This is a genomic window from Exiguobacterium sp. s130, from assembly GCF_018619055.1.
In the GTDB taxonomy this organism is placed as follows: Bacteria; Bacillota; Bacilli; order Exiguobacteriales; family Exiguobacteriaceae; genus Exiguobacterium_A.
This window is the reverse complement of the sequence record NZ_JACSNI010000003.1, coordinates 100,523-123,958: the sequence shown is the minus strand read 5'-3', so window position 1 is coordinate 123,958 and position 23,436 is coordinate 100,523. Positions and strand designations below refer to the sequence as shown.

22 protein-coding genes and 2 tRNA genes are annotated in these 23,436 nt (G+C 45.3%); 1 reads left to right on the top strand and 23 read right to left on the bottom strand.

The genetic code is table 11. The features are described 5' to 3' along the window. Positions 1-27: 27 nt before the first annotated feature. On the bottom strand, positions 28-645 hold the full coding sequence (locus tag HZS85_RS08145; protein ID WP_214854904.1) for an MBL fold metallo-hydrolase: 618 nt from the start codon (positions 643-645) through the stop codon (positions 28-30). Between the two features lie 168 nt (positions 646-813). Here HZS85_RS08145 and HZS85_RS08140 point away from each other — a divergent pair, with 168 nt between their 5' ends. After that, positions 814-993, top strand: a complete 180-nt coding sequence (locus HZS85_RS08140; RefSeq protein ID WP_035409134.1) for a DUF2759 domain-containing protein — start codon at positions 814-816, stop codon at positions 991-993. A 105-nt stretch (positions 994-1,098) separates the two neighbouring features. On the opposite strand, the gene HZS85_RS08135 is transcribed toward HZS85_RS08140, so the two are convergent. The 22 genes from HZS85_RS08135 to HZS85_RS08030 all read right to left on the bottom strand — a co-directional run bounded on the left by HZS85_RS08135 (position 1,099) and on the right by HZS85_RS08030 (position 23,305). Continuing rightward, positions 1,099-3,024: an LTA synthase family protein gene (locus HZS85_RS08135; RefSeq protein ID WP_035409136.1), complete on the bottom strand. Its 1,926-nt coding sequence runs from the start codon at positions 3,022-3,024 to the stop codon at positions 1,099-1,101. A 216-nt stretch (positions 3,025-3,240) separates the two neighbouring features. Beyond that, complete coding sequence (locus HZS85_RS08130; protein ID WP_214854902.1) at positions 3,241-4,191, bottom strand: ROK family glucokinase; 951 nt, start codon at positions 4,189-4,191, stop codon at positions 3,241-3,243. A gap of 83 nt (positions 4,192-4,274) precedes the next feature. After that, positions 4,275-4,478, bottom strand: a complete 204-nt coding sequence (locus HZS85_RS08125; protein WP_035409139.1) for a YqgQ family protein — start codon at positions 4,476-4,478, stop codon at positions 4,275-4,277. Continuing rightward, positions 4,462-5,499, bottom strand: coding sequence for a M42 family metallopeptidase (locus HZS85_RS08120; RefSeq protein WP_214854900.1), 1,038 nt, complete (start codon positions 5,497-5,499; stop codon positions 4,462-4,464). Before HZS85_RS08120 ends, HZS85_RS08125 begins: the two co-directional genes overlap by 17 nt. A gap of 160 nt (positions 5,500-5,659) precedes the next feature. Next, the gene (locus tag HZS85_RS08115) at positions 5,660-6,169 is read right to left on the bottom strand and encodes a GNAT family N-acetyltransferase (RefSeq protein ID WP_214854898.1); all 510 of its coding nucleotides are present in this window, start codon (positions 6,167-6,169) and stop codon (positions 5,660-5,662) included. Between the two features lie 255 nt (positions 6,170-6,424). Next, on the bottom strand, positions 6,425-7,381 hold the full coding sequence (locus HZS85_RS08110) for an L-lactate dehydrogenase (RefSeq protein WP_214854896.1): 957 nt from the start codon (positions 7,379-7,381) through the stop codon (positions 6,425-6,427). A 165-nt stretch (positions 7,382-7,546) separates the two neighbouring features. Then, positions 7,547-8,326 (bottom strand): DUF92 domain-containing protein, encoded by a 780-nt coding sequence (locus tag HZS85_RS08105; protein WP_214854894.1) that lies wholly within the window; start codon positions 8,324-8,326, stop codon positions 7,547-7,549. Then, positions 8,320-8,865, bottom strand: coding sequence for a 5-formyltetrahydrofolate cyclo-ligase (locus tag HZS85_RS08100; protein ID WP_214854892.1), 546 nt, complete (start codon positions 8,863-8,865; stop codon positions 8,320-8,322). Before HZS85_RS08100 ends, HZS85_RS08105 begins: the two co-directional genes overlap by 7 nt. Positions 8,866-8,922: 57 nt before the next feature. Beyond that, positions 8,923-9,072: a 50S ribosomal protein L33 gene (rpmG, locus tag HZS85_RS08095; protein ID WP_012369771.1), complete on the bottom strand. Its 150-nt coding sequence runs from the start codon at positions 9,070-9,072 to the stop codon at positions 8,923-8,925. A 104-nt stretch (positions 9,073-9,176) separates the two neighbouring features. Continuing rightward, a complete protein-coding gene (locus tag HZS85_RS08090) occupies positions 9,177-11,360 on the bottom strand; it encodes a 1,4-alpha-glucan branching protein domain-containing protein (protein WP_214854889.1) in 2,184 nt (727 codons plus the stop codon). 32 nt (positions 11,361-11,392) lie between these two features. Further along, on the bottom strand, positions 11,393-12,118 hold the full coding sequence (locus tag HZS85_RS08085; protein WP_214854886.1) for a DUF4912 domain-containing protein: 726 nt from the start codon (positions 12,116-12,118) through the stop codon (positions 11,393-11,395). A 107-nt stretch (positions 12,119-12,225) separates the two neighbouring features. Further along, positions 12,226-12,888, bottom strand: a complete 663-nt coding sequence (phoU, locus tag HZS85_RS08080) for a phosphate signaling complex protein PhoU (RefSeq protein WP_035409154.1) — start codon at positions 12,886-12,888, stop codon at positions 12,226-12,228. A gap of 18 nt (positions 12,889-12,906) precedes the next feature. Then, a complete protein-coding gene (gene pstB, locus HZS85_RS08075) occupies positions 12,907-13,683 on the bottom strand; it encodes a phosphate ABC transporter ATP-binding protein PstB (RefSeq protein ID WP_052019099.1) in 777 nt (258 codons plus the stop codon). Between the two features lie 95 nt (positions 13,684-13,778). Continuing rightward, positions 13,779-14,687 carry a phosphate ABC transporter permease PstA gene (gene pstA, locus HZS85_RS08070; protein ID WP_214854884.1) on the bottom strand — a complete coding sequence of 303 codons (909 nt, stop codon included), beginning with the start codon at positions 14,685-14,687 and terminating at the stop codon, positions 13,779-13,781. A gap of 1 nt (position 14,688) precedes the next feature. Continuing rightward, positions 14,689-15,630, bottom strand: coding sequence for a phosphate ABC transporter permease subunit PstC (gene pstC / locus HZS85_RS08065; RefSeq protein WP_214854883.1), 942 nt, complete (start codon positions 15,628-15,630; stop codon positions 14,689-14,691). 90 nt (positions 15,631-15,720) lie between these two features. Beyond that, positions 15,721-16,665, bottom strand: a complete 945-nt coding sequence (locus HZS85_RS08060) for a PstS family phosphate ABC transporter substrate-binding protein (RefSeq protein ID WP_214854882.1) — start codon at positions 16,663-16,665, stop codon at positions 15,721-15,723. Positions 16,666-16,891: 226 nt separating this feature from the next. Then, positions 16,892-18,964 (bottom strand): peptidoglycan D,D-transpeptidase FtsI family protein, encoded by a 2,073-nt coding sequence (locus tag HZS85_RS08055; RefSeq protein ID WP_214854881.1) that lies wholly within the window; start codon positions 18,962-18,964, stop codon positions 16,892-16,894. Positions 18,965-19,097: 133 nt separating this feature from the next. After that, positions 19,098-19,706 carry a superoxide dismutase gene (locus tag HZS85_RS08050; RefSeq protein WP_214854880.1) on the bottom strand — a complete coding sequence of 203 codons (609 nt, stop codon included), beginning with the start codon at positions 19,704-19,706 and terminating at the stop codon, positions 19,098-19,100. Positions 19,707-19,799: 93 nt separating this feature from the next. Further along, complete coding sequence (locus HZS85_RS08045) at positions 19,800-21,260, bottom strand: alpha-amylase (protein WP_214854879.1); 1,461 nt, start codon at positions 21,258-21,260, stop codon at positions 19,800-19,802. Between the two features lie 116 nt (positions 21,261-21,376). Next, a tRNA-Ile gene (locus tag HZS85_RS08040) sits at positions 21,377-21,450 on the bottom strand. Between the two features lie 11 nt (positions 21,451-21,461). Beyond that, positions 21,462-21,535 (bottom strand) — tRNA-Met (locus HZS85_RS08035). 126 nt (positions 21,536-21,661) lie between these two features. Continuing rightward, a complete protein-coding gene (locus HZS85_RS08030) occupies positions 21,662-23,305 on the bottom strand; it encodes a Na/Pi cotransporter family protein (RefSeq protein WP_214854878.1) in 1,644 nt (547 codons plus the stop codon). Positions 23,306-23,436: the final 131 nt, after the last annotated feature.

Sequence of the window (23,436 nt, the reverse complement as noted above, 5' to 3'; positions counted from 1 at the left end):
ATCCTCTTGGATGGCGAGTTTTTTTGCTTACAGAAACGGATTGGTTTTCATCTCTTGTCGAATCGTCGTATTTGGACCGTGACCCGGATAGACTGTCGTGTCTGCTGGTAGTTCCGCAATGAGTCGATCAAGCGAACGCATCAATACGTCTTGATTCCCACCATAAAGATCCGTTCGTCCGACGCCTTGTTGGAATAGGAGATCCCCACCGAATGCGATTCGTTCTCCCTTGAAATAGAACGTCACACTTCCTGGTGAGTGTCCTGGCGTCTCAAGTACATGCATTGAAAAGTTACCGATTGCCAATCGTCCTGGTTGTAACAGATGATCGGCTGGCTTCATGCGCATCGGCGGCATGCCGAATTTTGCCGAACCATTCCATTCTGGATTACCAAGCCAGCCTGCCTCTTCCGCATGAACGTAGACAGGAGCTTCCGTGAAGCGTCGTAACATATCCACACCACCAATGTGGTCAAAGTGAGCATGGGTCAAAAGGATTCCTTTTAAGGTTGCTCCTCGACTTTCAATTTCATCGAAAAAACGCATATCTTCTGTTCCTGGATCAATGACGAGACACTCCTTGTCCTTAAATAACAAGTAGCCATTCTCAGATGCCATACCAGAAGTGATCATGACGATTTCCATTCTATAAAACCCCTTTTCAATAGACTCTTCCCCTACTATACACGAAATTGTCGAAAGTTCCTGCAACGCCCTCTCGACTTTATCCCGAGAGTCGGATAAACTAAAAAGTGAGATTTAAGTGAAATCTTCGTGAAATTCATAATGTGATTGTTTAAGGGGGAGTACGTCATGCATTTGGATCAACCAATCGGTTGGCTTTTCTTCTTCGTCGCACTCGTCGGTGTTTGGGCCGTCGTTCGTTCACTTAAGAAACGCCAAATGTTTCCACTCGTATTCGCGGCCCTAACTGTCGTCTTATTCGGCTGGTTTGGGATTGCGACATTGATTTACGGCGGTATTCCATCGTAATCAGAGTACGCTAAAAGAGAGGTGCCCCGAGCATCTCTCTTTTTTGTTATTTTATAAAAAGAGTAGACCTACTAGAACGTAGACCTACTCTCAGTATTATCTTACTTATTTTGAAGTTTGAAGGAAACGTAGCAAGTCGCCATAGATGACTTTATCTGAGAGTCCTAATTCTTTCTCAGATTGTTTCGTAGATTGTTTACACATTTCCGCTTGTTCCCCGTCCTTCACTTCTTCTCCTGTCTTACGGTCATAACATGTTTCTTGCGTGTAGACCGTCTTATCTGTTACGACAGAACCGTCACGGAACAACGCATAGTCTTTATGTTGTTTTGAGAAGAGATCGGTACCGAACAAGATCTCATTCTTGAAATCATGACCTAACAGGTGAAGCAATGTTGGTTTGATATCGATTTGACTCGCAACATTTTCGTGTTTGACACCTTTCGTTTGACCCGGTAAATGAATGACGAACGGTACACGTTGCAGTTGCGCAACATCATACGGAGTCAACTCATCTTTGTTCATGAGTTCTGCCATCGCAGCATTATGGTTTGTTGAAATACCGTAATGGTCACCGTATACCATGAAGATCGTATCATCCCACGTACCATCTTTTTTGAGACCTTCGATGAACTTACCGAGTGCCATATCTTGATACGCTAGCGCCTGAACGTAGTGGTTCAGTGTCGTAGAACTCGTTTCTAGCGGTGGTACGAGTTCATCTTCTGGTTTTGGCATCTCAAATGGATAGTGGTTCGTTAACGTAATGAATTTCGAATAAAACGGACGTGGTAAATCTTTTAACATCGGAAGTGACTGTTCAAAGAACTTGTCATCGAGTAAGCCCCACTCCGTCAAATCTGCCGGATCCCCTAAATCATAATCCGTCTCCGAGAAGAAACGATCTACGCCGAAACTGTTGTAGACGATGTCCCGGTTCCAGAATGACTTGTTATTCGCATGGAAAACAGCTGAGTAATAGCCATCTTCTTTCAACATCTCAGGTGTTGCACGGAATTCGTTCTCTCCGTTCGTAAAGAATGCAGATCCACGACCAAGTGGATAGATCGAATTCTCAAGAATGAACTCAGCATCTGACGTTTTCCCTTGTCCTGTGTTGTGATAGAAGTTATCCCATGAATGGGATTCCTTGATCAATTTATTCAAGTTCGGTGTAATTTCTTGACCGTTTGGTGCTTTTAAACCAACGGCAAATGATTGAGCTGACTCAAACGAGATGACGATGACGTTCTTACCTTTATACTTGCCGAACATCGCCGGATTGGCTGCAGCATGCTTCGAATCGATGAAGTTTTGGACTTCTGATAACTCAGAGCTATCCGCAAGTGCTTTTTGCGCAGATGTCTTCGACTGGATGAGTGCGTCATACATATGGAAGTTAAATGTTCCGATGTTCTTAACGAGTAATTCCCGGTCAAAGGCACGTGTCAATAATTCTGGACGTTCTGTCTCAGCAAGCGTCAAGTTTCCAAGGAAGACGACGACTGCTGCGACGAATGCAAGAATCGCGCGTCCACGTGACGCGACGTTTTTAGACATATCCATTTTCCGTAAGAAAAATGGTAAGATGATCAAATCGCCGACGATCAGTAAATCAGCCCAACTTAAAAGCGATGCGAGTGAAGCTGAAACCGTCTCCGCATTCGAAGTTTGGAACAATACTGGCAACGTCAAGTAATCATTAAAGAAGCGGAAAAAAATGATGTCCGCATATAAAATGATGGTTGCGACGAACAGTGTACCGTAAATGAACCATTTTTGAACATTTCCTCGGAAGAAGAAGCTAAATCCAAACATGAAGAGCGCTGAACTAATAGGATTAATTAGTAGAATGAATGCTTGCGCGGAGTTCGTTACGGGAACGTTGAAGAAAAGTGTATACGCTAAATACGTTTTTAACCAAATCAATAAGGTCGCAATCCAAAAAAGCTTATGCTCTTTATAAGTACTGCGAACGCCTTGACCCATCTTTAGGCGCATTCGCGACCAGATGTTTGCGTCTTGCTGCATAAAAACCTGCCTCCTAATTTACATGTGCTTTCTGCTTTCAGTTCACACAACTTACATCATAATGTACATATACCCATATCACGTGAAAATTTTACGCTTAGTTTTACAAAAATGCAACCGGAATCCGGAAGATACTTAACAATCACACAATTACTATACGTTTGTAAACAAAAAAAAGATTCGCCGGAGCGAACCTTTCATTGAAATTGAATATTATCATTTTTTCAAGAACATTTGCTTAGCAAGCCATGCACAGCCGATGACTCCAGCATCGTTTCCGAGTTCAGCGATCTTGAACGTCGTTGATCCAAAGACACGGGGTAACGCAAACCGTTCAAATTGCTGACGTAGTGGTGCAAGCAGTGTTTCACCTGCTTTCGAGACACCACCACCGATGACGATGATTTCCGGATTGATACTATTTGCTAGATTCGAAATCGCAAGTCCGAGGTGGAACGTCACTTCCTCTACGACATCCGTTGCGATACGATCGCCTTTCTCATATGCTTCAAATACATCTTTCGCTGTCACTGCTTTAATGTCATTCAGTAGTGTTTCTTGTCCTTTACGTTTCTCAAGACCAAGACGGGCGATACCCGTTGCTGAAGCAATCGTCTCAAGGCATCCTTTACGTCCACATCCACATAGGACGCCACCTTCAGGCAACATCGTGATATGACCGATTTCTCCTGCCATTCCGACCGTACCGTGAACGATTTGTCCGTTCGTGATTAGACCACCACCAACACCCGTACCAAGTGTGACAGCGAGTAATTCTGTTGCGCCACTACCGGCACCTTTCCACATCTCACCGATCGCTGCTGCATTTGCATCATTTTCAAGTACTGCCGGTAAACCTGTCAAACGTTCGAATTCACCGACGAGTTCAAAATTATGCCAACCGATGTTGACCGCCTTTTCGACGACACCTGTATTGAAGTCGATGAATCCCGGCGCGCCGATTCCCGCTCCGACGAAATCCTCTGGTCGTTTATCGCTTTCTTGACACTTCTCAAAGAATGATTTTGCAATATCTCCTGGAATTTGTGCCCCATCATTCAGGATCACCGTCTCAATCTCCCATTTTTCCACGATGATGCCTTGCAAATCCAAAATTGCCATCTTCACTGTCGTTCCACCGATATCAATGCCGAGTAACCATTTCATTGCTCTGTCTCCCCTATGCTCATATAATGTCTACTTGTTCATTTTAACGGACACACTCGTATTGCGCAAAGGGTTGCGCAACCTTAAACATTATCGGATTGTGAACGTTTTAACTCATGTCGTAAGATGAGTTTTGCTGAATCATACTGACGTTGCTCTAAAACGCCTGCTTCTTGCAATTCATCAAGTTCGAGCATCATCATCGCAATATCTGATGCTCGATCTCCTAGATAGATGAATGTTCCGTACGTCTTAAGTAACTGTTGTACATCATACAGTGTCTTCATCGACCATCGGCTCCTTTACATACGCATGTAGCAAATCATAGGTCGCTTGTAATGACGTCTCATGTGTTCGCTCGTAAGAATGGCTCGATTCAATCCCCGGACCAAATAGTCCGTGTCGAACATCATGGCCCGCACGCACTGCTGCCGAAGCGTCCGAACTATAGAACGGATAAATATCAACTTTATATGGGATACTATTGCGTTGTGCTAGACGTGTTAGCTGATGACGTAACTCTAAGTCATACGGACCGGAACCGTCTTTTGCACAAATCGAGACCGTGAATTCGTCAGAGTGCTGACCATCTCCTAACGCACCCATGTCGACCGCGATATATTCTGCGACTTCTTCCGTGAATCCAGCATTTCCACCGAACCCAACCTCTTCGTAATTTGAAATCAGGATCTGGACCGTGTGTGGCAGGTCGATGGTTTTCCATGCTTTAATCAATTCGAGCAACAAAGCAACCGATGCTTTATCATCGAGATGGCGCGATTTCACAAACCCAGTTTCCGTATAGAGGAAACGCGGATCAAACGTCACGACGTCTCCTACTTCAATCCCCGCGACCCGCGTCTCTTCTGCTGTCGTCGAACGAATATCAAGTCGGACTTCGATATTATCAGCGGACCGTTCCGTTTTATTCGTCTCGCGTGACGTATGGACACTCGAATGATGGAAAACAATCGTACCGGAAATCGTTTGACCGTCCATCTTATGAATGAGACAGTTCTCTCCTTCGATCGCTGTCCAAGCATACCCACCTAACTGTGATAAACTGAGTCGCCCCGTTGGCAAAATCTCTTTTACCATTGCACCTAACGTATCGACGTGTGCCGTCAGCAATCGTGTACGGTTTGAAGCGCCAGGCAAAGTCGCTAAGATCGCTCCCTTTTCAAGTTTGCGATACGTGATCCCGTCTGCAACCAAACGCTTTTCTACATATGTAATCGCTTCTTTCGTCGAACCTGTCGGACTTGGAATCGAGACCAGCTCTTCAATCGTACGTATGACTTCTTTCATGTTCATTCGCTCCCTTTCAATCGGACTACACCGTACTATCCGCTTTGTTTTCATGATAACAAATATTCATTCTTTGTCGGTACTGATATCCTATATGCACTACGCGAAAAAGCTGTAGCACTTTTTTGCTACAGCTTTTTGTCCACACCATATAATGAACTTAGACGTATTTTTTCATCCAAATATCATCGCGGTATGTGCCGTCTTCTAATTTTACAGAGTCTGGATCTTCGGCATATACTTCAAAGCCGAGCGATTCGTAAAGACTTTGCGCTGCTTCATTTCCTGATAATACGGCAAGAATGACTTGCTCAACGTCTGGTAACTTCTTCGCCTCGTCGATCAAGGCCTCCATTAGAGCACGACCGGTCCCTCCACGATATTCAGGCGAAACATATACTCCGGAAATCATCGCTTTGTGCGACTCACGTGACAGTTCGTATGGCTTGACCTGACCAAACCCAAACAATACATCGCCGTCGAACATACCTAGCCAAATCTCATCGGAGTCGGGTTCTCCTTCTAGACCTTCTCGTACTTCGCGGAGCGGGGTTTGCTGTTCATCGTCAAACGAATGACCGAAAGCATCTGGATGATTCTTTAATCCCTCAAGGCGTAGATTCCAGTATTGTTCTGCATCCTCTTTAGTTAATTTTCGAAAAGTATACATGACTGTCGATTCTCTCCTTTTTTGGGTTTCATGACGTACAAAAAATAACGGAAAAACGCTTCTATCTCTTACTTAACCTTTTTCTAGTAAAATAAAACCTAGATTTTTTCTCTTTAATTTCACTTAAATACAGTAGTGATGTTTGCCTCTTCTTTTTTCTCATAACAAAAACTCAAAGGTGGACACTAAGATACAGGATCACCATTTGAGTTTTTAAGCTCTCTATTTATGAGGTTTTCGTCATGCTTCGCGCCGTTAACCTTGCAAGACAGGTTCGAGCGTCTGACGCAATACATCAGCAGAATGATGAAACTTCTTCATTTCTTCTTCCGTCAACGCGACTTCAATGATTTCCCGCACACCTTGACGATTGATGATCGCCGGTACTCCGATGTGAATGCCGGAAATCCCGTACTGCCCATCTACATATGCCCCGACCGTCAACAAACAGTTCTCGTTCCCAAGGATGGCACGCACGATTCGAACAAGTCCAAGTCCAATCGCATAATAAGTTGCTCCTTTACGTTCGATGATATGGTAGGCAGCATCCCGAACGTTGATATAGATTTGATCAAGGTCTGCTTGAGAATAACGATTGTCCTCAGCAAGCAGTTCATCAATCGTTTTTCCGTAAATACGGCTATTACTCCAGGCAGCGAATTCCGTATCTCCATGTTCTCCAAGAATGTAGGCATGGGCATTGCGAGAATCGATGTGAAAGTATTCTCCAAGCATTTGACGCAGACGTGCTGTGTCGAGTACCGTTCCTGATCCAAATACGCGTGATTTTGGAAGACCGGAATACTTCCAAGCCAGATGTGCCATGATATCGACAGGATTGGAAGCAACGACGATGATACCGTCAAAACCGGAATCCATAATCTGACGAATCATTTCTTTCATGATCAATGCATTCTTTGCGACGAGATCAAGTCTCGTCTCACCTGGTTTTTGAGGAGCTCCCGCCGTGATGACGACGACCTCCGCCTCTCGGCAGTCCATATACTCTCCAGCCCAGATTCGCATCGGTGAAGAGCTAAATGGTGTTCCGTGGTTTAAGTCCATTGCCTCGCCTTCTGCTTTGGCTTTGTTGACATCAATGATGACAAGTTCTTCACAAAGTCCAGCTGTTGACATCTGATAAGCAAAGCTTGAACCAACTGCACCAGCTCCAATGAGGGCTACCCGTGTCACTTTCGCATGTAATTCCATATCGTTATGTCCACCCTTTCATTCGTCCTAAGAGTTTGTTAACTATCTCACAAATAAATTGTAACATCTTTCACATTCTTTGTACCATGTGAAATTAATCACATTTGTCCATTTTGTGTCATTAATATCCTAACATAAGGAATTACACACTCATATACTTTCCAGTTACCAGAATCGAATGATGATAAACCCGATTCCACTCGCTAAACCACTTGTTAAGACATTGACAGCATCATTCCCTAAAAGTCGAATGCCTGAAACGTAAACGGTCGGTTGACCATGGTGTTCTCGCTTTTCCGTGTATTCCCCACAAACCGAACATCGGTAAACGCGTTGCCCTACTGCTCCAAATAGTGTATCCAGTAGGCTCCCGAGTACACCGATGCTTGTTACGAGTAAGACGTCTCTTAAAGAAAGAGAAAATATCCAATGCGCTGCTACCGCAATGAATGCAGCTCCTGCAATCGTACCGACCGTTCCAATTAGCGACATCGCTCCACTCGTCCCTGCTGGTACCCGCCGTAACGTTTTGAGCGACCACGGATCACGTCTTGAGAGCGGCCCGATTTCGGATGCCCACGTATCAGCATTCGATGCTGCGATGACGAATAGAAATAACAAGAGATACGCAAAATCCATCGTCATGGCATACGCTAAGGCAGCAACGAACGCTACCCCTCCATTCGCAAGAACCTGCCATCCGTCACGCGCGCCATCTTTCTCAACGATGGAGTCGACCGATTGTTTTCTGGATCGTCCAACCTTCGATAACAAGCTCGAGCTACCAAAGAATAGTAAGAGTACTACTAATCCTTGCCATCCAAATCCAAATGAGACACCACTACCGACGAGCAGGGTCATGATCGCACCACTTGTCGTCAATAAATGAAAAGATCGTCCGGTCCAAGCAAGCAATAGACAAAACAAAATGGTCGCGCTCAGCATCGGATGACCTCTAAATCAGTGACGATCAGATCAACGGGGATATCAAAGGCTTCTACTTCAAAATCGGAAAGAAGTTGTTCGGAAAAGGCAATCGATACTTTACATCCTGCATAGGTCACGAGTGCACGATCGTAATAGCCTCCTCCCCACCCTAAACGATATCCGTCCCGTCGATAGGCACGACCCGGAACGAGACAAAGCTCTGCTTGAGCAAGTGAAGCCCGACGTGCTGAAGCGGTCGGTTCAGCAATTCCCATCTGATTTGCTTGAAGTTGATCTTCTGGTCCATGTTCATAAAAGACCATCTCGTCTCCCACTACTTTTGGTATCAAGACCGTCTTGCCCTCTTGCCACGCCTGTTCAATCAGCATTCTTGTATCACATTCATTTCGAAAAGCTAATGTGATCGCGACACATGTCGCTTGTTGCCACTCAGGCAACAACAAAACATGTTCGTAAATCAACCGTTCCTTCTCCGTACGATTCTCCAATACATCTAATCTTTCTTTGATCAGACGGCGTACTTCTTGTTTGTTCATGACTGTCTTCCTTTCCACAAAAAAAGCCATCACACGAAGTGACGGCTTCCATCTCAATTATTTCACTTCACGGTGAAGTGTGTGCTTACGGAGACGTGGGTTGTATTTCTTCAACTCAAGACGCTCTGGGTTGTTACGCTTGTTCTTTTTAGTGATATAAGTACGGTCACCAGTTTCAGTGCAAGCTAATGTGATTTTAACGCGCATGGGATTCCCTCCTATCTAGCTCTCGATGTATCAAGTGATTTTGCTTTACATAAGGTTAAGCATACTCAAGTATCGTACCAAGAAAGGAAAGGAATTGCAACTGTTCATCCGTTCTTTTTCGGATTCGTCACGTGTTGATATGGTTTTTCAAGGTTCTCTTCAAAACGCAGTGGCTTCTTTTCGACGTGATACTCTTGTTCCACCCCGTGACGTGACTCTTCTCGTTCTAGATAAACGACCGCTGATTGGCGCAACGCATCTCCTTCAAGTCGTTTTAAGGCAACGACCAGACCACCTGAACGATCAGGAGAACGCTCACTTTCGACATCGTAGACGTTACTTACGAGTGGCAACTCTTTCATCTTCGCGATAGCTTGGGCAGCTGATGCGGTCTCCATGTTGAAGTTGTGGATGACTGCGAAATCAACGATCTTACTCAAGGCTTGCGCTTGGCGTAAGAATGCTAAATTTAGTGCCGCCAGTTGGTTATAGGTCTGAACGAGCGGTAGACCCGTCACTTGCACTCCGTAAACATGAACACCTTCTTCAAATCGATACGCTTCTGGATGTTCCGTGACGACATAGACATTCTCACCAGCAGCAGCAAGTCGTCGAGCGAGCTCCGAAGCCGGCCGGTCTGACGCATCATATTGTCGGACGAACAACAAGATGGCGTCCGTATTCCAAGATTTCTCACGCTTCACTGCCACGTAGTAATCATGTGCTGTCAAGAAGACATCCGGTTCAATATCTGAATCTTGAAGGAAAGGATATTCGCGATATCGATCATCCAACCATTCCACCGTCAGCTCCTCAGCATCCAGGCGACGCTCCGTTTCTTCAAAACGTAGGATGTGCTCCCGGAAACGATTCGCAGCATATTGAGCTGTCGTCTGTCCATCGAGGATGAACGGCCAGTCGCTCGAGACAGCGAGGAGGTATTCTCGAATGAGTTGACGCTTTGCTTTGACAGTCAACGCATCTTGATGACGATTTCGGGCTACGACACCTGCTAGTCTCTTCTCAAGTTGATGGAGATGACGAATCATCCAGTCATTCCGTTCATTGATCCAGACTTCCGCGTAGCCTTTTCGTCCCCACGTTCCCATCGCGACATGTGCCGTGTCGATGTCTTGGAAGTGACGTTCGAGGAAGATCGCCGGTGAAATCGACTCAATTCCTTGATCTTCTAAACGTTCCATCGCTTTACCGAGGAAGTCGGGACCTTCAAACCACCAGTGACCGAACAATTCGGCATCAAATGGTGCTGTGACAAGGAATGGTGGGAAGTTTTGTCCTTGATGCGCATCTAAATGTTCACCGAGTGCTTGTGCGAAGTCTGCTGCGTGCTCACTTGTCCGTTGCCATGCCCAATCACGGACGTAATAGTCTTTTTGATCCGTTTCTCCTGTTACGCGATGTAATTTCAACCCTGTATCATAACGTAGTCCCTCTGGGTGCATGAACTCAGCGATTTGATCCCACTCTCGATCGTACGCAAGGTCACGATAAAACTCGCGGTAATCCGGATGACCCGGGTATCCGATGACAGAGCTCCAGATTTTTCCGGAAATGATTTGATCACGCGGGAAAAGTGCCACACCGTGCGGCGAATAGACGGGTGCTCCGATTCCGTGTTTCGGTGACGGATCCGCGTTTAAGATTGAATGTTCGTCAACGAATGTATAACGAATGCCCTCTTCGTACAAAATACGGTCAAGTCCTGGCGTATACCCACACTCTGGCATCCAAAGACCAGTTGGACGGAATCCGTAATGACGTTCAAAACAGTTCAATCCTGTCTGAATTTCAGAACGTGCCGCTTGTTCGGACAACATGTGCGGACTGAATCCGTGCGTCGCCGTACAGGTAATCAAATCAAGATAACCTTGCTCCTTGTAATGACGGAATGCGCGGTTCAAATCTTTTTCCCAGTGAAGGAACGTATTCAATAAGTCTTGATAACGGTCTTGATAGAAAAGAAGCGCATCTCGTTCCTTTTGAGCAAGCTCTCGTTTTAGTTCCTGGCGAATCAAACGTAACGTATCCTCGATATGCTCGATATACCGCTCTTGAATCAATGGATCGGCAAGCATCTCGATGACGGGTGGCGAAATGCTGACCGTCCAGCCGAGCGGACGTGACAAGCGATCGACCTCCCACAATAATGGGATGTAGGTTTCTGAAATCGCTTCATACATCCACCGTTCTTCTAGACGATGCGCCTCTTCATGACGGATATATGGTAAATGTGCATGTAAGACGAGTGAAAAATATCCTTTTCGCATAGCTTCTCTTCCTTTCCCTCTCTCTAATTCCATTACCGGACGCGATCGAAATAGGAATACGGGCGTAAGACTTCGACCCATTCCGGCTGTTCGACCTCTCCGTATTGCCAATGATGCACGACTTCAGCGAACCGACCATCCGTGACCGGTTCGTCGCGTGGCGTCTCGACTGGTTTTGAACGCAGTACTGGAACAAAGTCCCCGTCGATCGTTTGAATGCCCCATTCAATGATGTATGTAGTATTCGGGGCGACTGGTCGAACGAACCAAGCATTCGTCATTTCCGGTAGCTCGAATTGATACGTCCGATTTGCCTGTCCTTGTTCGTATTCAACAAGCGTGACATCAATGATGCGTAATTCTTTACGAAACGAATCAAACGTCGTGTGATAGTGCGTCTCTAGCAACTGTTTCGACAGTTCAGATAATTCCCAGTAGACGTATAACGCTGTCGGTGACTGAACGATGACATGGAGGATATCATCCTCGTAATGTGTCGCCATTCCAAACGCGTCGCGTTCGAGCGAAGGTACCACTTGCACAGACGGTACGACGTCTAATACCGGTGCAGTCGACTTTTTCGTCTGCTTGACCGTTTTTGATTTTACTTTCGGCGCTGCTACAGAAGGTTGTTCTGTTAACGATTTACGATATTTGGTCCAAGCATATTTGATTTTTCCTTCAGTCGTATCCAATTGAGCTGCGATTTGTTTTGTTGTCAGCCCTTGTTCTTTCATTTTAATGATTTGCTCAAGCATTCCCAATCACCTCTCTGTCATTATTCACTTCTTTCCTATTCTACAAACGTGTTTCGAATCCCTTTACAAAAAAAGTAGGCAGAGGAAATTCCTCCTGCCTACTTAGTTCACCCATTTAAATCATAATGTTTTCCTTTTTCGAGATAGATCAGATGTTCCCCGACGTTCGTCAAGTGGTCACCCATTCGCTCGATATATCGGCAAATGTTCGTGAATTGCATGACTTCATCGACAACGATTGGTTGCAAGGACATATGACGCATATACTGACGGAGCGCCTTGTATGTCGTCTCATCGATGACATTGTCGAGATCAGACAGTGCTTTTGCTTTTTCGACATCTCCGTCACGATACGCGACGATTGCGGTTTCCGTCATATCGAGTAATGTCTCAAACGCTTCCTTCAACAAGGAGATATCGATGACGTATGGAAATGTTTCGACACGAAGGACTGCTTTTGAAATATTTCCTGCATAATCCGCAATCCGCTCGAGATCCGATGAAATCTTCATCGCCGTGATGATCCGTCGTAAATCCGTCGCAACTGGTTGTTGCTTCGCGATTAAGAGAATCGCATCATCGTTGATTTCGAGTTCAAGATCATCGAGTTCATTGTCGTTCGCAATGACACCACGCGCGATATCTTGATCATATTTTTCGAGCGCCTCTGCTGTCGTTGCGATTTGTTGCATCGTTTTTCGTGCTAGTAAAAAGACTTTTTGATCGAGTATTGCAAGGTTTTCTCCAAAAATTGTACGGTTCGCTGCCATTCGTCTCGTCTCCCCTTCTTATCCGAATCGTCCTGAAATGTAATCTTCCGTCCGTTTGTCGGTCGGATTTCCAAAGATCCGGTCTGTTTGATCGAACTCGACGACTTCACCATTTAAGAAGAATGCTGTTTTGTCAGATACACGTGCAGCTTGCTGCATGTTGTGTGTGACGATGATAATTGAGTAGTCCGATTTCAACTCTTGGACGAGTTCTTCTACTTTTAATGTAGAAATCGGGTCAAGCGCCGATGTCGGCTCATCCATCAAAATGACATCCGGCTCGATCGCGAGGCAACGCGCGATACAGAGACGTTGTTGTTGACCACCCGAAAGACCATAGGCATTTTCATTTAATCGATCTTTGACTTCATCCCAAATCGCTGCTCGGCGTAAACTACGTTCCACGATCTCATCAAGAATTTTTTTGTTTTTAACGCCATGGACACGTGGACCATATGCGATGTTATCGTAAATTGATTTTGGGAATGGGTTCGGTTGCTGAAAGACCATTCCGACAGACGTCCGTAATTCTTCAACACCATACTCTTTTTCAAAGATATTACGTCCGTGATATTCAATGACACCATTCGTCCGTACGATCGGAACGAGTTCGACCATCCGGTTCAATGTTTTGATGAATGTCGATTTACCGCATCCTGACGGTCCAATAATTGCCGTAACTTCATTTTTTTTGATATCAAGATTGACATCTTTAAGCGCGTGATCGTCACCGTACCATAAATTTAAATTTTTAACGTTATAGACGCTCTCACGCGCTACTACTGGTTGGTTCATACGCTCTGCCCCTTCTGTGACGACTGATTTCGTATTCAGCTTCGTATCCATCATCTGTCTTCCTCCTTAAAAGAAATCCCTTCTATCTCGTACGATTAATAGCGTTTAGAAAATCGGTTCCGGATCCAAATCGCAAGCGAGTTCATCGTCAAGAGAATGATCATCAAGATGATGATTCCTGCTGCTGCAAGACCTTGGAAGTCCGCTTGTGGACGACTTGTCCAGTTATAGATTTGAATCGGTAATGCCGTGAACTCTGAGAAGATTCCTTCTGGCGCACGGGCGATGAAAATGGCAGCTCCGACCATGATCAACGGTGCTGTCTCTCCGATCGCTCGGGATACAGCTAAGATGATTCCTGTAATGACTCCCGGAAGTGATGCCGGAAGAACGACTTTGAACGTCGTTTGCCATTTCGATGCACCGAGTGCGAGTGATGCATGGCGCATCGCTTGTGGCACGGCGCGAATTGCTTCTTGAGAAGAAACGATGACGACCGGAAGACTCATCAATGCGAGTGTCAAAGCTCCAGCAATCAACGTCGAACCAAAGCCCATATTACGGACGAAGAACGTTAATCCGAGTAATCCGAAGACGATCGACGGAACACCTGCGAGGTTCGAGATATTGACCTCGATGAACGATGTCATCCGACTCTTTTTTGCATATTCTTCCAAATAAATTGCTGCTCCAACACCAATGATGAAAATCATCGGGATGATCAGGAGCATCAAGAAGATCGATCCCATTAACGCTGGATAGATTCCGGCACGTTCCGCACGACGAGATGGTGCGTTTTGTAGAAATTCAAGTGATAACCACGAAGCACCGTCACGGATGACGCCGAATAGGAGGATACCTAAGACGACGAGACCGAAAAACAGACCGACGAGGAAAATGACTTTCGTTACATTATTGACGACGAGGCGTTGGCTAATGGATTTCTTAACTGCGACCGGGTCGATGAATTTTTTTGTGACAGGTTGCTTTTCTGGTAAGGCCATCTTAATACTCCTCTCTGAAGCGGCGTGTGATCCAGTTCGCGAGTAAGTTCATCAATAACGTAAAGACGAACAAGAGCGTACCAACCGCATAGATACTGTAATATTCAACTGTTCCAAATCCAGCATCGCCTAAAGCGACCTGAACGATATACGCAGTCATCGTCTGGACCGGCTCGAGTGGATCAACAGCAGCTGTCGGATTCGAACCACCAGCGATCGTCACGATCATCGTCTCACCAATTGCCCGAGACATGCCGAGTACGATTGAAGCAATGATTCCTGACAAGGCAGCTGGAACAACGACTTTTAATGCGACTTCAAGACGTGTCGAACCAAGAGCAAGCGCACCGTCACGAATTTTTTTCGGGACAGAGCTCATCGCATCCTCAGAAATCGAGGCGATCATTGGAATGATCATGATCCCGACGACAATCCCCGGACTGAGAGCATTGTAGATTTGAATGCCTGGAATTAATTTAACGAGCAGTGGTGTGACGAACGTCAACGCGAAGAATCCGAAAACGATCGTCGGAACACCAGCTAAGACTTCTAAAATCGGTTTTAAGATACGGCGTGCACGGTCTGACGCATACTCACTTAAATAAATCGCAGACGTGAGGCCGATCGGCACGGCAACTAGCATCGCAATCACGGTAATCTCAAGCGTACCGACGACAAGCGGCCAAATCCCATACTCCGGTTGAGAGTTCAGTGGATACCAGCTCGTACTGCCGAAGAATTCCTTAAACGGAACGACTTCAAAGAAGTGTTCGGTTTCAATGACTAACGTGAGAATGATGCCGATGGTCGTAACGACCGAGACAAACGCACACAGGAACAAAACGATCGGCATGATGCGTTCCATGACGTTTTTCACACTGAATTTTTGCTGTCGGTTCTGTTGAATCAGCTCGCGAACCGATTTATTGGGTGTTGAATTCATCCTTCTTCGCTCCCTACTCCTTCTTGACATGAGAACGGGACCCAACCGGTACAGACTTTCCCCGGTTGGGCCATCCTCATGACTCGATGATTATTTCATTGCGTCTTTGATTGCTTTTGCGTTTTCATCGTAACGATCTTGTGGCATTTTGATATAACCGACTTCTTCAGCTAAATCTCCAGCGTTTTCGTTCGCGAATTTCACGAAGTCTGCCACCTGTTTTTTGTCGTTCAATGATTTGTTGTTGACATACGTGTAGATTTCACGCGACAACGGGTAAGATAGATCCTTGATTGTTTCTGGTGTTGGATCGACAGCATCTTTTCCTTCAGCAGAAAGTGGTACTTCTTTTAACTTATCTTTATTTTCAGCGTAGTAGGCATAACCGAAGTAACCGATCGCACCTTTCGTTCCTTCAACCCCTTTGACGAGTACGTTATCGTCCTCAGACAATTGAACGTCTTTACGCATGTCTTTCTTCTCGAGTACTTTTTCAGAGAAGAAGTCGAACGTTCCTGAATCTTTCCCTGGGCTGAAGAATTTCAGCGGTTCAGCCGGGTAAGAAGAATCAACGTCTTTCCAAGTCTTAACGTTCGGGTCGAGCCAGATTTTCTCGAGTTGATCAAGCGAGAGTTCTTTTACCCATGTGTTGTCTTTGCTGACTGCTACAGTCAAACCATCATATGCGAGTGCGAGTTTTGTATATTCGATGTTGTTCTTTTTCGCTTCAGCTGCTTCTTCTTCTTTAATTTCACGCGATGCGTTCGAAAGATCCGTTTCACCAACGACGAATCGTTTGAATCCGCCACCCGTACCAGAAACACCGACTGTGACATCAACATCAGGTTGCTCAGTTGAATATTCTTCACCGACAGCTTCCATGATCGGGAAGACTGTAGAAGAACCGTCGATTGCGATTTTCCCTTTTAAATCAGATGAACTAGCAGAACCGCCTTTATCGTTACCACATGCTGCCCCCACTACTGCGATTGATGCTACCGTTGTGATGAGTGCTGTTTTTTTCATCCAAGACATGATTAATTTTCCTCCTCGAAAGTATGTCGCTGACGATGCTACGACTTTTTATCCGTTTTCCTTACAAGACTTATACTACGGATGAACTATTAAAACGAAATGAATCCAACGTAAAAGAATTGTAAAGGCGTGTTTTTTAGTGTTTACAATTCGAAATCCATTAGAAAAAAAGGTCAATACAAACAAAAAAAGCGAGAGTGATTGCTCACTCCCGCTTAGTTTCTAGTTAATTTGGCTTAGTCTGCCACGGTACGTCCTTGACGTTGAAGTACGCTTTGATAAGGTCATGACCGATTTTCGAGTTGACAGTCTCTTGTTCCATATAAGGAAGGAACACGGCCCACGCCATCTCTGGATTGTCGTACGGTGCCCAACCGACAAGATTCGAGTTCAATGAACGAACCGGTTGCCCACTACCGTCACGTAAGGCGATTCCGTCATCACCATAGACGCTGACCTGTGCAGTACCTGTTTTTGCTGCAGCATCGATTCCAGTTTGCGCGATGACTTTAGCTGTACCTCGCTCACCTTTTACAACACGGTGCAACCCTTCCCGGACATGATCAATATTATCTTGACTGACTTCAATCCGGTTCAGGTAATTCGTTTTAAAGCTGTAATCGACTTTTTTCGTACCCTTTTCAATCGAGTTTGACGCCAATACTTCTTTTAAGAAATGAGGCTGAACACGATAACCGCCGTTCGCAAGTGTTGAAATGTACTGCGCGACTTGAAGCGGCGTGAAAGCATCGTACTGTCCAATGACTCGGTCCATCAGCAATGTGACACGGTCTGGTGTTCCTTGAACACCTTTTGCTTCGTACGGCAAATCAACACCCGTCGTCACCCCAAGACCGAACTGGCTATAGTAATTCTGCATGATGGCTGCTGCTGCATCCACGCTCGCACCAGCAATCCCATTACTCGGATATTTCGCCATCCGCATCGCAATGTTGAACATATAGACGTTTGACGATCGCTCAAGCGCCGTTAAATCCGTAATCGGTCCCATGTTAACATATGATGCTTTTTTTGTACCCCCGATAGTGATCGGCGCATCATTGATGACTTCGTTTTGACGAATGACACCTTCCTGTAGTCCCATCGCAACTGTCGCACCCTTGATCGTTGAACCGATTTGAAGAGACGTCAAGACATTATTAATCGCTACATCCGTGAACTTCCCAGTAGAAGGATCAAGCTTTTGACCTGACATCGCTAAAATCTCACCAGTTTGTGGATTCATGACGACGGCATATCCTTCTTTTAAATAACGACTACCCATGCCACGACCCATTTTGATCGCTTGTTGCATGATTTGATCTACTTTTTTATTGTATTCCGCATCAACGGTTAGAACGAGGTCCTTCCCGGACTCTCCTTCTTCACGTTTTGGATCACCGACTGGTTCTCCATTAAACGTTTCGTACACATCGTATGCCGGTTTCCCGCGCAGAAGATCTTCGTACTGTTGCTCAAGGAACGAAGTCCCGACACGATCATTCAAACTATATCCTTTTGCCTTAAACTCCGCTTGTTGTTCTGCCGGAATCTTCGAGTACTTTCCGAAGATGTTTCGAAGTGTTCCTTCATACGGATAAGAGCGTTCGTAAAACGGTTCAACCGATACACCTTTCAAATCTTCTAAATTTTCATCGATGATTGCCATCTCTTTTGCAGACGCACCGAGCTTGACGAGTTGTGGATCAAGTGCGTAACCGACTTCCATGTTATGTTTGATCGCAATGACTTCCATTGTCTTGTCATCATAATCAATATCTTTTTTCGTGATCGCATCTAGACGGATTTGATCTTGTTCCGCAATCGAAAGCTTACTTTGTGCTTCCGTTGAAGGATACTTCTTTTTCACTGCTGCTTGGTAACGACGATCCGACTCTTCCGTGTTCGTCGCGACCCAAAAATCCTTGATATCACGTTCCGTGACTTTCCAGTCTTTTTTAGGCAGATCAATGATTGCTGCAAGACGCTGCGCGATTTCAATACGTTCATCTACTTTCGTCGATTGTGCGCGACGATATACAATGGAGTATTTAGAAATTGTGTCGACAAGCAGACGACCATCCCGGTCATAAATCTTACCACGTGGTACTTCATATTTTGATGCAGTCATCTCCGTTTTTTGGACTTCCCGCGAAATTTTTTCACCATTGACGATTTGAACGACTCCTAGACGGAAAATCAAAATCGCGAACAATAAAAAAACGACGAAGAACATTAAATTCAGACGAAGCGGCAGATGATTACGCCGTCTTCCTCGTACGGTGATTCGTTTAGCCATGGCGTACTCCCCTATCGTTCAAAAGTCATCTTGTTTCATTATATAGAAGGAAACTTTCCATAACAACCTATCCCATGATTTTCCGCATTAAAAAAAGCGTATCGTTCACAATTGAACGATACGCTTCTTTCCATTACTTCGCGTCAGCGTAAAGCTTCGCTACGTGGTCCCAATCAACGACGTTGAAGAATGCATTGATGTAATCCGGACGACGGTTTTGATAGTTGAGATAATATGCATGTTCCCAAACATCAAGACCGAGGATTGGCGTTTTGCCTTCCATGACTGGTGTATCTTGGTTTGGAGTCGAAACGACTGCCAATTTTCCACCGTCAACGATCAACCAAGCCCAACCAGAACCAAAACGAGTTGTTGCTGCTTTTGCAAACTCATCTTTGAATGCATCAAATGATCCGAATGCTTCGTCGATTGCTGTTGCAAGTTCCCCTGTTGGAGCAGCGCCATCGTTTTTCTTCAGCAATTTCCAGAAGAATGAGTGGTTCCAGTGACCGCCACCGTTGTTACGGACTGCAGTTTGAATGTTTGCTGGGAGAGCATCCAAGTTTTGAAGAAGTTCTTCAAGTGACTTTCCTTCATGTTCTGTACCCTCAAGCGCCGTATTCACGTTCGTGACATACGTGTTGTGGTGTTTCGTGTGGTGAATCTCCATCGTACGAGCATCGATATGTGGCTCAAGCGCATCATAAGCGTAGCCGAGTTCTGGTAATTCAAATTTTGACATGTTCATGTCCCCCTTTGTGCTATTTTCGAAAACTTCAATACCCTTTAAGACTAGCAAAAGTATCTGTGTTGACGCAAGTCAAGACCCTCGGATTCACTCGACTTCTTGCGGAGCAAAAACAGAGACGCCTCCGCCCGGAACCGGGAAGACACCAAATCCTTCTTCGTCGATCACGACTGGATGATCTTGATGGTTCGTATAGTCGAACCATTCTTGACCCGCACGCTCTTCACCGACGAACATGCGTTTCTCGCACATGTCGGCATTCGAAAGCAACACGGCACAACCTGAGTTCTCGATTTCATCGACACCAAGACGGACCCAGCCTACACAGTGCGGATCATCGAAATAATCCTGTTGTTCTCCGTATGCTTTATGATAGCGCGTATAGAGCAGGGCATTGATCATCTCTTTTTTCCCTTCGACAGGGGTCGGTCCTTGGACGCCATAGTAATCCCCATAAAAGACACATGGATATCCGTCCTTACGTAACAAGATCGCTGCATAGGCATGTTGCTTGAACCAGTCATCCACCCAAGATTCTAGCGACTCGCCAGGCTGTGAATCGTGATTGTCGACGAACGTCACGGCATTCGTCGGATGCGACTCGACGAGCGTATCCGCAAACAATGTCGTTAAATCAAATTTTTCCCCCTGCTTGGAAGCTTCATGGAACTTATAATGAAGCGGAACATCAAACAAATCGATCGTGTAGTCGACACTGTCCAGGAAATGACGGCAATCGTCGAGATCTGACTTCCAAAACTCCCCGACCATGTAAAAATCGCCTTCGCTGCTTTCCATCATCGATTTCGCGAATTCACGGACAAATTCATAGTTGATATGCTTGATCGCATCAAGACGGAAGCCTTGGCAATCGATCGTGTCCTTGAACCAGTGTCCCCAACGGATCATCTCTTCCCGTACCGTCGGATGATTGTAGTCGATGTTTGCAAACATGAGATAGTCATAATTGCCGAACTCATCATCTACTTGGTTGTTCCAATCTTTATTGTTTCCGGAAATCTTAAAGATCCCTGTTTTTTCTTCGCGTGCGTCAAAATCCGTTCCATTGAAGAATTCGTGCGTCCAGACGAAATCCGAATACTTTCCATTACGACCTGGGAAAGTAAACTTCGTCCACGCATCGATTTCAAACTCTTCTGAAATTTCTTTTGATCGATCTTCTGGATTGACTTCCACTACTTTAATCGTCTCGAGTTCGTCTGCTGCAGCTTTATGGTTCATGACAACATCCGCATAAACAGCGATATCGTTCTCATGGGCAACTTCGATTGCTTCGACTAGCTCATCTTTTGTGCCATATTTCGTCCGGACCGTTCCTTTTTGATCGAACTCGCCTAAGTCATAGACATCATAGATGCCGTATCCTGTATCTTCATCCGACTGACCTTTCGATGCTGGAGGAATCCACACGGACGTGATGCCGGCAGCACGCAATTCAGGCGCTCGTTCTTTCAAACGTTGCCAGTGCTTTCCATCATTCTCTACATGCCACTCGAAAAACTGCATCATCGTATGGTTACGTTCCATCTCTCTTCGCTCTCCCTTAGTTACTATAGTATGAATATTATTACAATACCTTTACTATTCCCCGAGCGAACAAAAATAAACGCTTCCCGTTTTTCAACGAGAAGCGCTCTACTGAATGGACCCTGCAGGGCTCGAACCTGCGACCGGACGGTTATGAGCCGTCAGCTCTAACCAGCTGAGCTAAGGGTCCTTAAGTAATAGTAGCGGCGGAGGGAGTCGAACCCACGACCTCACGGGTATGAACCGTACGCTCTAGCCAGCTGAGCTACACCGCCATGATGTATGTTTCTTACTCTTATTAGATTACGAGATGTGACGAAACTTGTCAATATGCTATTTCAAAAAAATAAACAGCTGATTTCATTTTTTTCGAAATCAGCTGTTTTAAAATACGTCTACGCTTAGTTCATTAATGCTGTCCGCTGTTCAAGGACGAGATCCGTGATGTTCACAGCGTGATCGCCGATTCGTTCAAGGTTTGAAAGTAAGTCGACGAAGATCATTCCCGCTTGTCCTGTACATTCACCAGCATTCACGCGAAGTACATGATGTTTACGGAATGAACGTTCGAGTGCATCAAGTTTCCCTTCAAGTTCAAGAACTTTTCGTGCCCGCGTGACATCGTCTTCTTCAACGGCGCGAATCGCACAAGCGACGATTTCTTGTGTCAGGACATACATCTCATCGAGCTCTCGCTTCGCAGATGTGGTGAACTGAATCCGGTTGACGATCTGGAAGTCGATTAATTCAACGATATTCTCGACATGATCACCAATCCGCTCAAAGTCATTGACGGCGTGCATCAATAACGAATGATCGTTTGATTCACGTTCTGATAGATCATGTGCCGCCACTTTTACGAGATAACTCGTCACTTCTGTATTCAGGTAGTTGATCGCATATTCAATCTGCTCGGATTCCGAAACATCTTTTTTATCATGCGATTGCGTGTAACGGTGTGCTTTTGCAAGTGCGTCTTTTGAGAACTCACCCATACGCAAAACTTCAAGTTTCGCTTGGTTTAAGGCAAGCGCAGAAGATTGATTTAAGATGTTTTGATCGAGATGACGCGGTTTTGAATCGATCGTCGTATCCGTACCTGGTACGATTTTTTGAACGAGCCATGCGATTTGTGCGATGAACCAACATTGAATCAATGTGTTGACGACATTGAACGTTCCGTGTGCAAAAGCAATTTGCATTTTCGGTTCTAAACCAAGCGCGTCTGTAATCCATGCGATGAAGCTTGAGAACACTGGTAATGCGATCAAGAACAAAATTGTTCCGATGATATTGAAGATGACGTGTGCGGCGGCTGTCCGTTTGGCTGCGATCGACGCACCAAGTGCTGCAAGTACTGCCGTAATCGTTGTTCCAATGTTGTCACCGAACAAGACCGGTAGTGCCGCTTTGATATCGATCATGCCACCAGCATACAACTCCTGTAAGATACCAATCGTCGCAGATGACGACTGAACAAGAACTGTAAAGATAGTTCCGACGAATACACCAAGCAATGGGTTATCCGACATCGAGACAGTCAACTCTCGGAACCAGGCACTTGATTCGAGCGGAGCCATCCCGTCCCCCATCAATGTGAGACCGTAAAACAATGCACCGAAACCAAAGAAAATCTGTCCGATATACTGAACACGTTCTTTATTGAAGAAGAAGATCAAGAAAGCACCAATGGCGATTGCCGGAAGTGCCGCTTCTTTAACGTTGAAGCCGATGATAAAGGCTGTGATCGTCGTACCGATGTTCGCTCCCATGACGACACCAATTGCTTGTCGTAAATTCATCAGACCTGCACTCACGAGTCCGACGACGATGACAGTCGTACCGGATGACGATTGAATCAATATCGTGACGACGATACCTGCTAAGATACCTAATAGTGGATTCGTCGTATACTTATCGAGGATATAACGTAATCGGTCTCCCGCTGTTTTTTGGAGACCATCTCCCATATACTTAATACCGAAAAGGAAAATCCCAAGTCCACCGATGAAGGTAAAAATCATTTCCTGCAAATCATAGTTCATCTTGCCAGCTCCTTTATTTGATGTGGATTGATGTGTTTGTAAAGTTTATTTTTTCGACTCCCCTATTATGTAAAGGTCTAATGAACTTGTAAACAGTTTTCCCGACATCCAATTGTTAAGGTTTTATTAAT

Coding starts and splice junctions, on each gene's coding strand:
- HZS85_RS08145 (WP_214854904.1), bottom strand. CDS start 645: ATGGAAATCGTCATGATCACTTCTGGTATGGCATCTGAGAATGGCTAC.
- HZS85_RS08140 (WP_035409134.1), top strand. CDS start 814: ATGCATTTGGATCAACCAATCGGTTGGCTTTTCTTCTTCGTCGCACTC.
- HZS85_RS08135 (WP_035409136.1), bottom strand. CDS start 3,024: ATGCAGCAAGACGCAAACATCTGGTCGCGAATGCGCCTAAAGATGGGT.
- HZS85_RS08130 (WP_214854902.1), bottom strand. CDS start 4,191: ATGAAATGGTTACTCGGCATTGATATCGGTGGAACGACAGTGAAGATG.
- HZS85_RS08125 (WP_035409139.1), bottom strand. CDS start 4,478: ATGAAGACACTGTATGATGTACAACAGTTACTTAAGACGTACGGAACA.
- HZS85_RS08120 (WP_214854900.1), bottom strand. CDS start 5,499: ATGAAAGAAGTCATACGTACGATTGAAGAGCTGGTCTCGATTCCAAGT.
- HZS85_RS08115 (WP_214854898.1), bottom strand. CDS start 6,169: ATGTATACTTTTCGAAAATTAACTAAAGAGGATGCAGAACAATACTGG.
- HZS85_RS08110 (WP_214854896.1), bottom strand. CDS start 7,381: ATGGAATTACATGCGAAAGTGACACGGGTAGCCCTCATTGGAGCTGGT.
- HZS85_RS08105 (WP_214854894.1), bottom strand. CDS start 8,326: ATGCTGAGCGCGACCATTTTGTTTTGTCTATTGCTTGCTTGGACCGGA.
- HZS85_RS08100 (WP_214854892.1), bottom strand. CDS start 8,865: ATGAACAAACAAGAAGTACGCCGTCTGATCAAAGAAAGATTAGATGTA.
- rpmG (WP_012369771.1), bottom strand. CDS start 9,072: ATGCGCGTTAAAATCACATTAGCTTGCACTGAAACTGGTGACCGTACT.
- HZS85_RS08090 (WP_214854889.1), bottom strand. CDS start 11,360: ATGCGAAAAGGATATTTTTCACTCGTCTTACATGCACATTTACCATAT.
- HZS85_RS08085 (WP_214854886.1), bottom strand. CDS start 12,118: ATGCTTGAGCAAATCATTAAAATGAAAGAACAAGGGCTGACAACAAAA.
- phoU (WP_035409154.1), bottom strand. CDS start 12,888: ATGGCAGCGAACCGTACAATTTTTGGAGAAAACCTTGCAATACTCGAT.
- pstB (WP_052019099.1), bottom strand. CDS start 13,683: ATGAACCAACCAGTAGTAGCGCGTGAGAGCGTCTATAACGTTAAAAAT.
- pstA (WP_214854884.1), bottom strand. CDS start 14,687: ATGGCCTTACCAGAAAAGCAACCTGTCACAAAAAAATTCATCGACCCG.
- pstC (WP_214854883.1), bottom strand. CDS start 15,630: ATGAATTCAACACCCAATAAATCGGTTCGCGAGCTGATTCAACAGAAC.
- HZS85_RS08060 (WP_214854882.1), bottom strand. CDS start 16,665: ATGTCTTGGATGAAAAAAACAGCACTCATCACAACGGTAGCATCAATC.
- HZS85_RS08055 (WP_214854881.1), bottom strand. CDS start 18,964: ATGGCTAAACGAATCACCGTACGAGGAAGACGGCGTAATCATCTGCCG.
- HZS85_RS08050 (WP_214854880.1), bottom strand. CDS start 19,706: ATGTCAAAATTTGAATTACCAGAACTCGGCTACGCTTATGATGCGCTT.
- HZS85_RS08045 (WP_214854879.1), bottom strand. CDS start 21,260: ATGGAACGTAACCATACGATGATGCAGTTTTTCGAGTGGCATGTAGAG.
- HZS85_RS08030 (WP_214854878.1), bottom strand. CDS start 23,305: ATGAACTATGATTTGCAGGAAATGATTTTTACCTTCATCGGTGGACTT.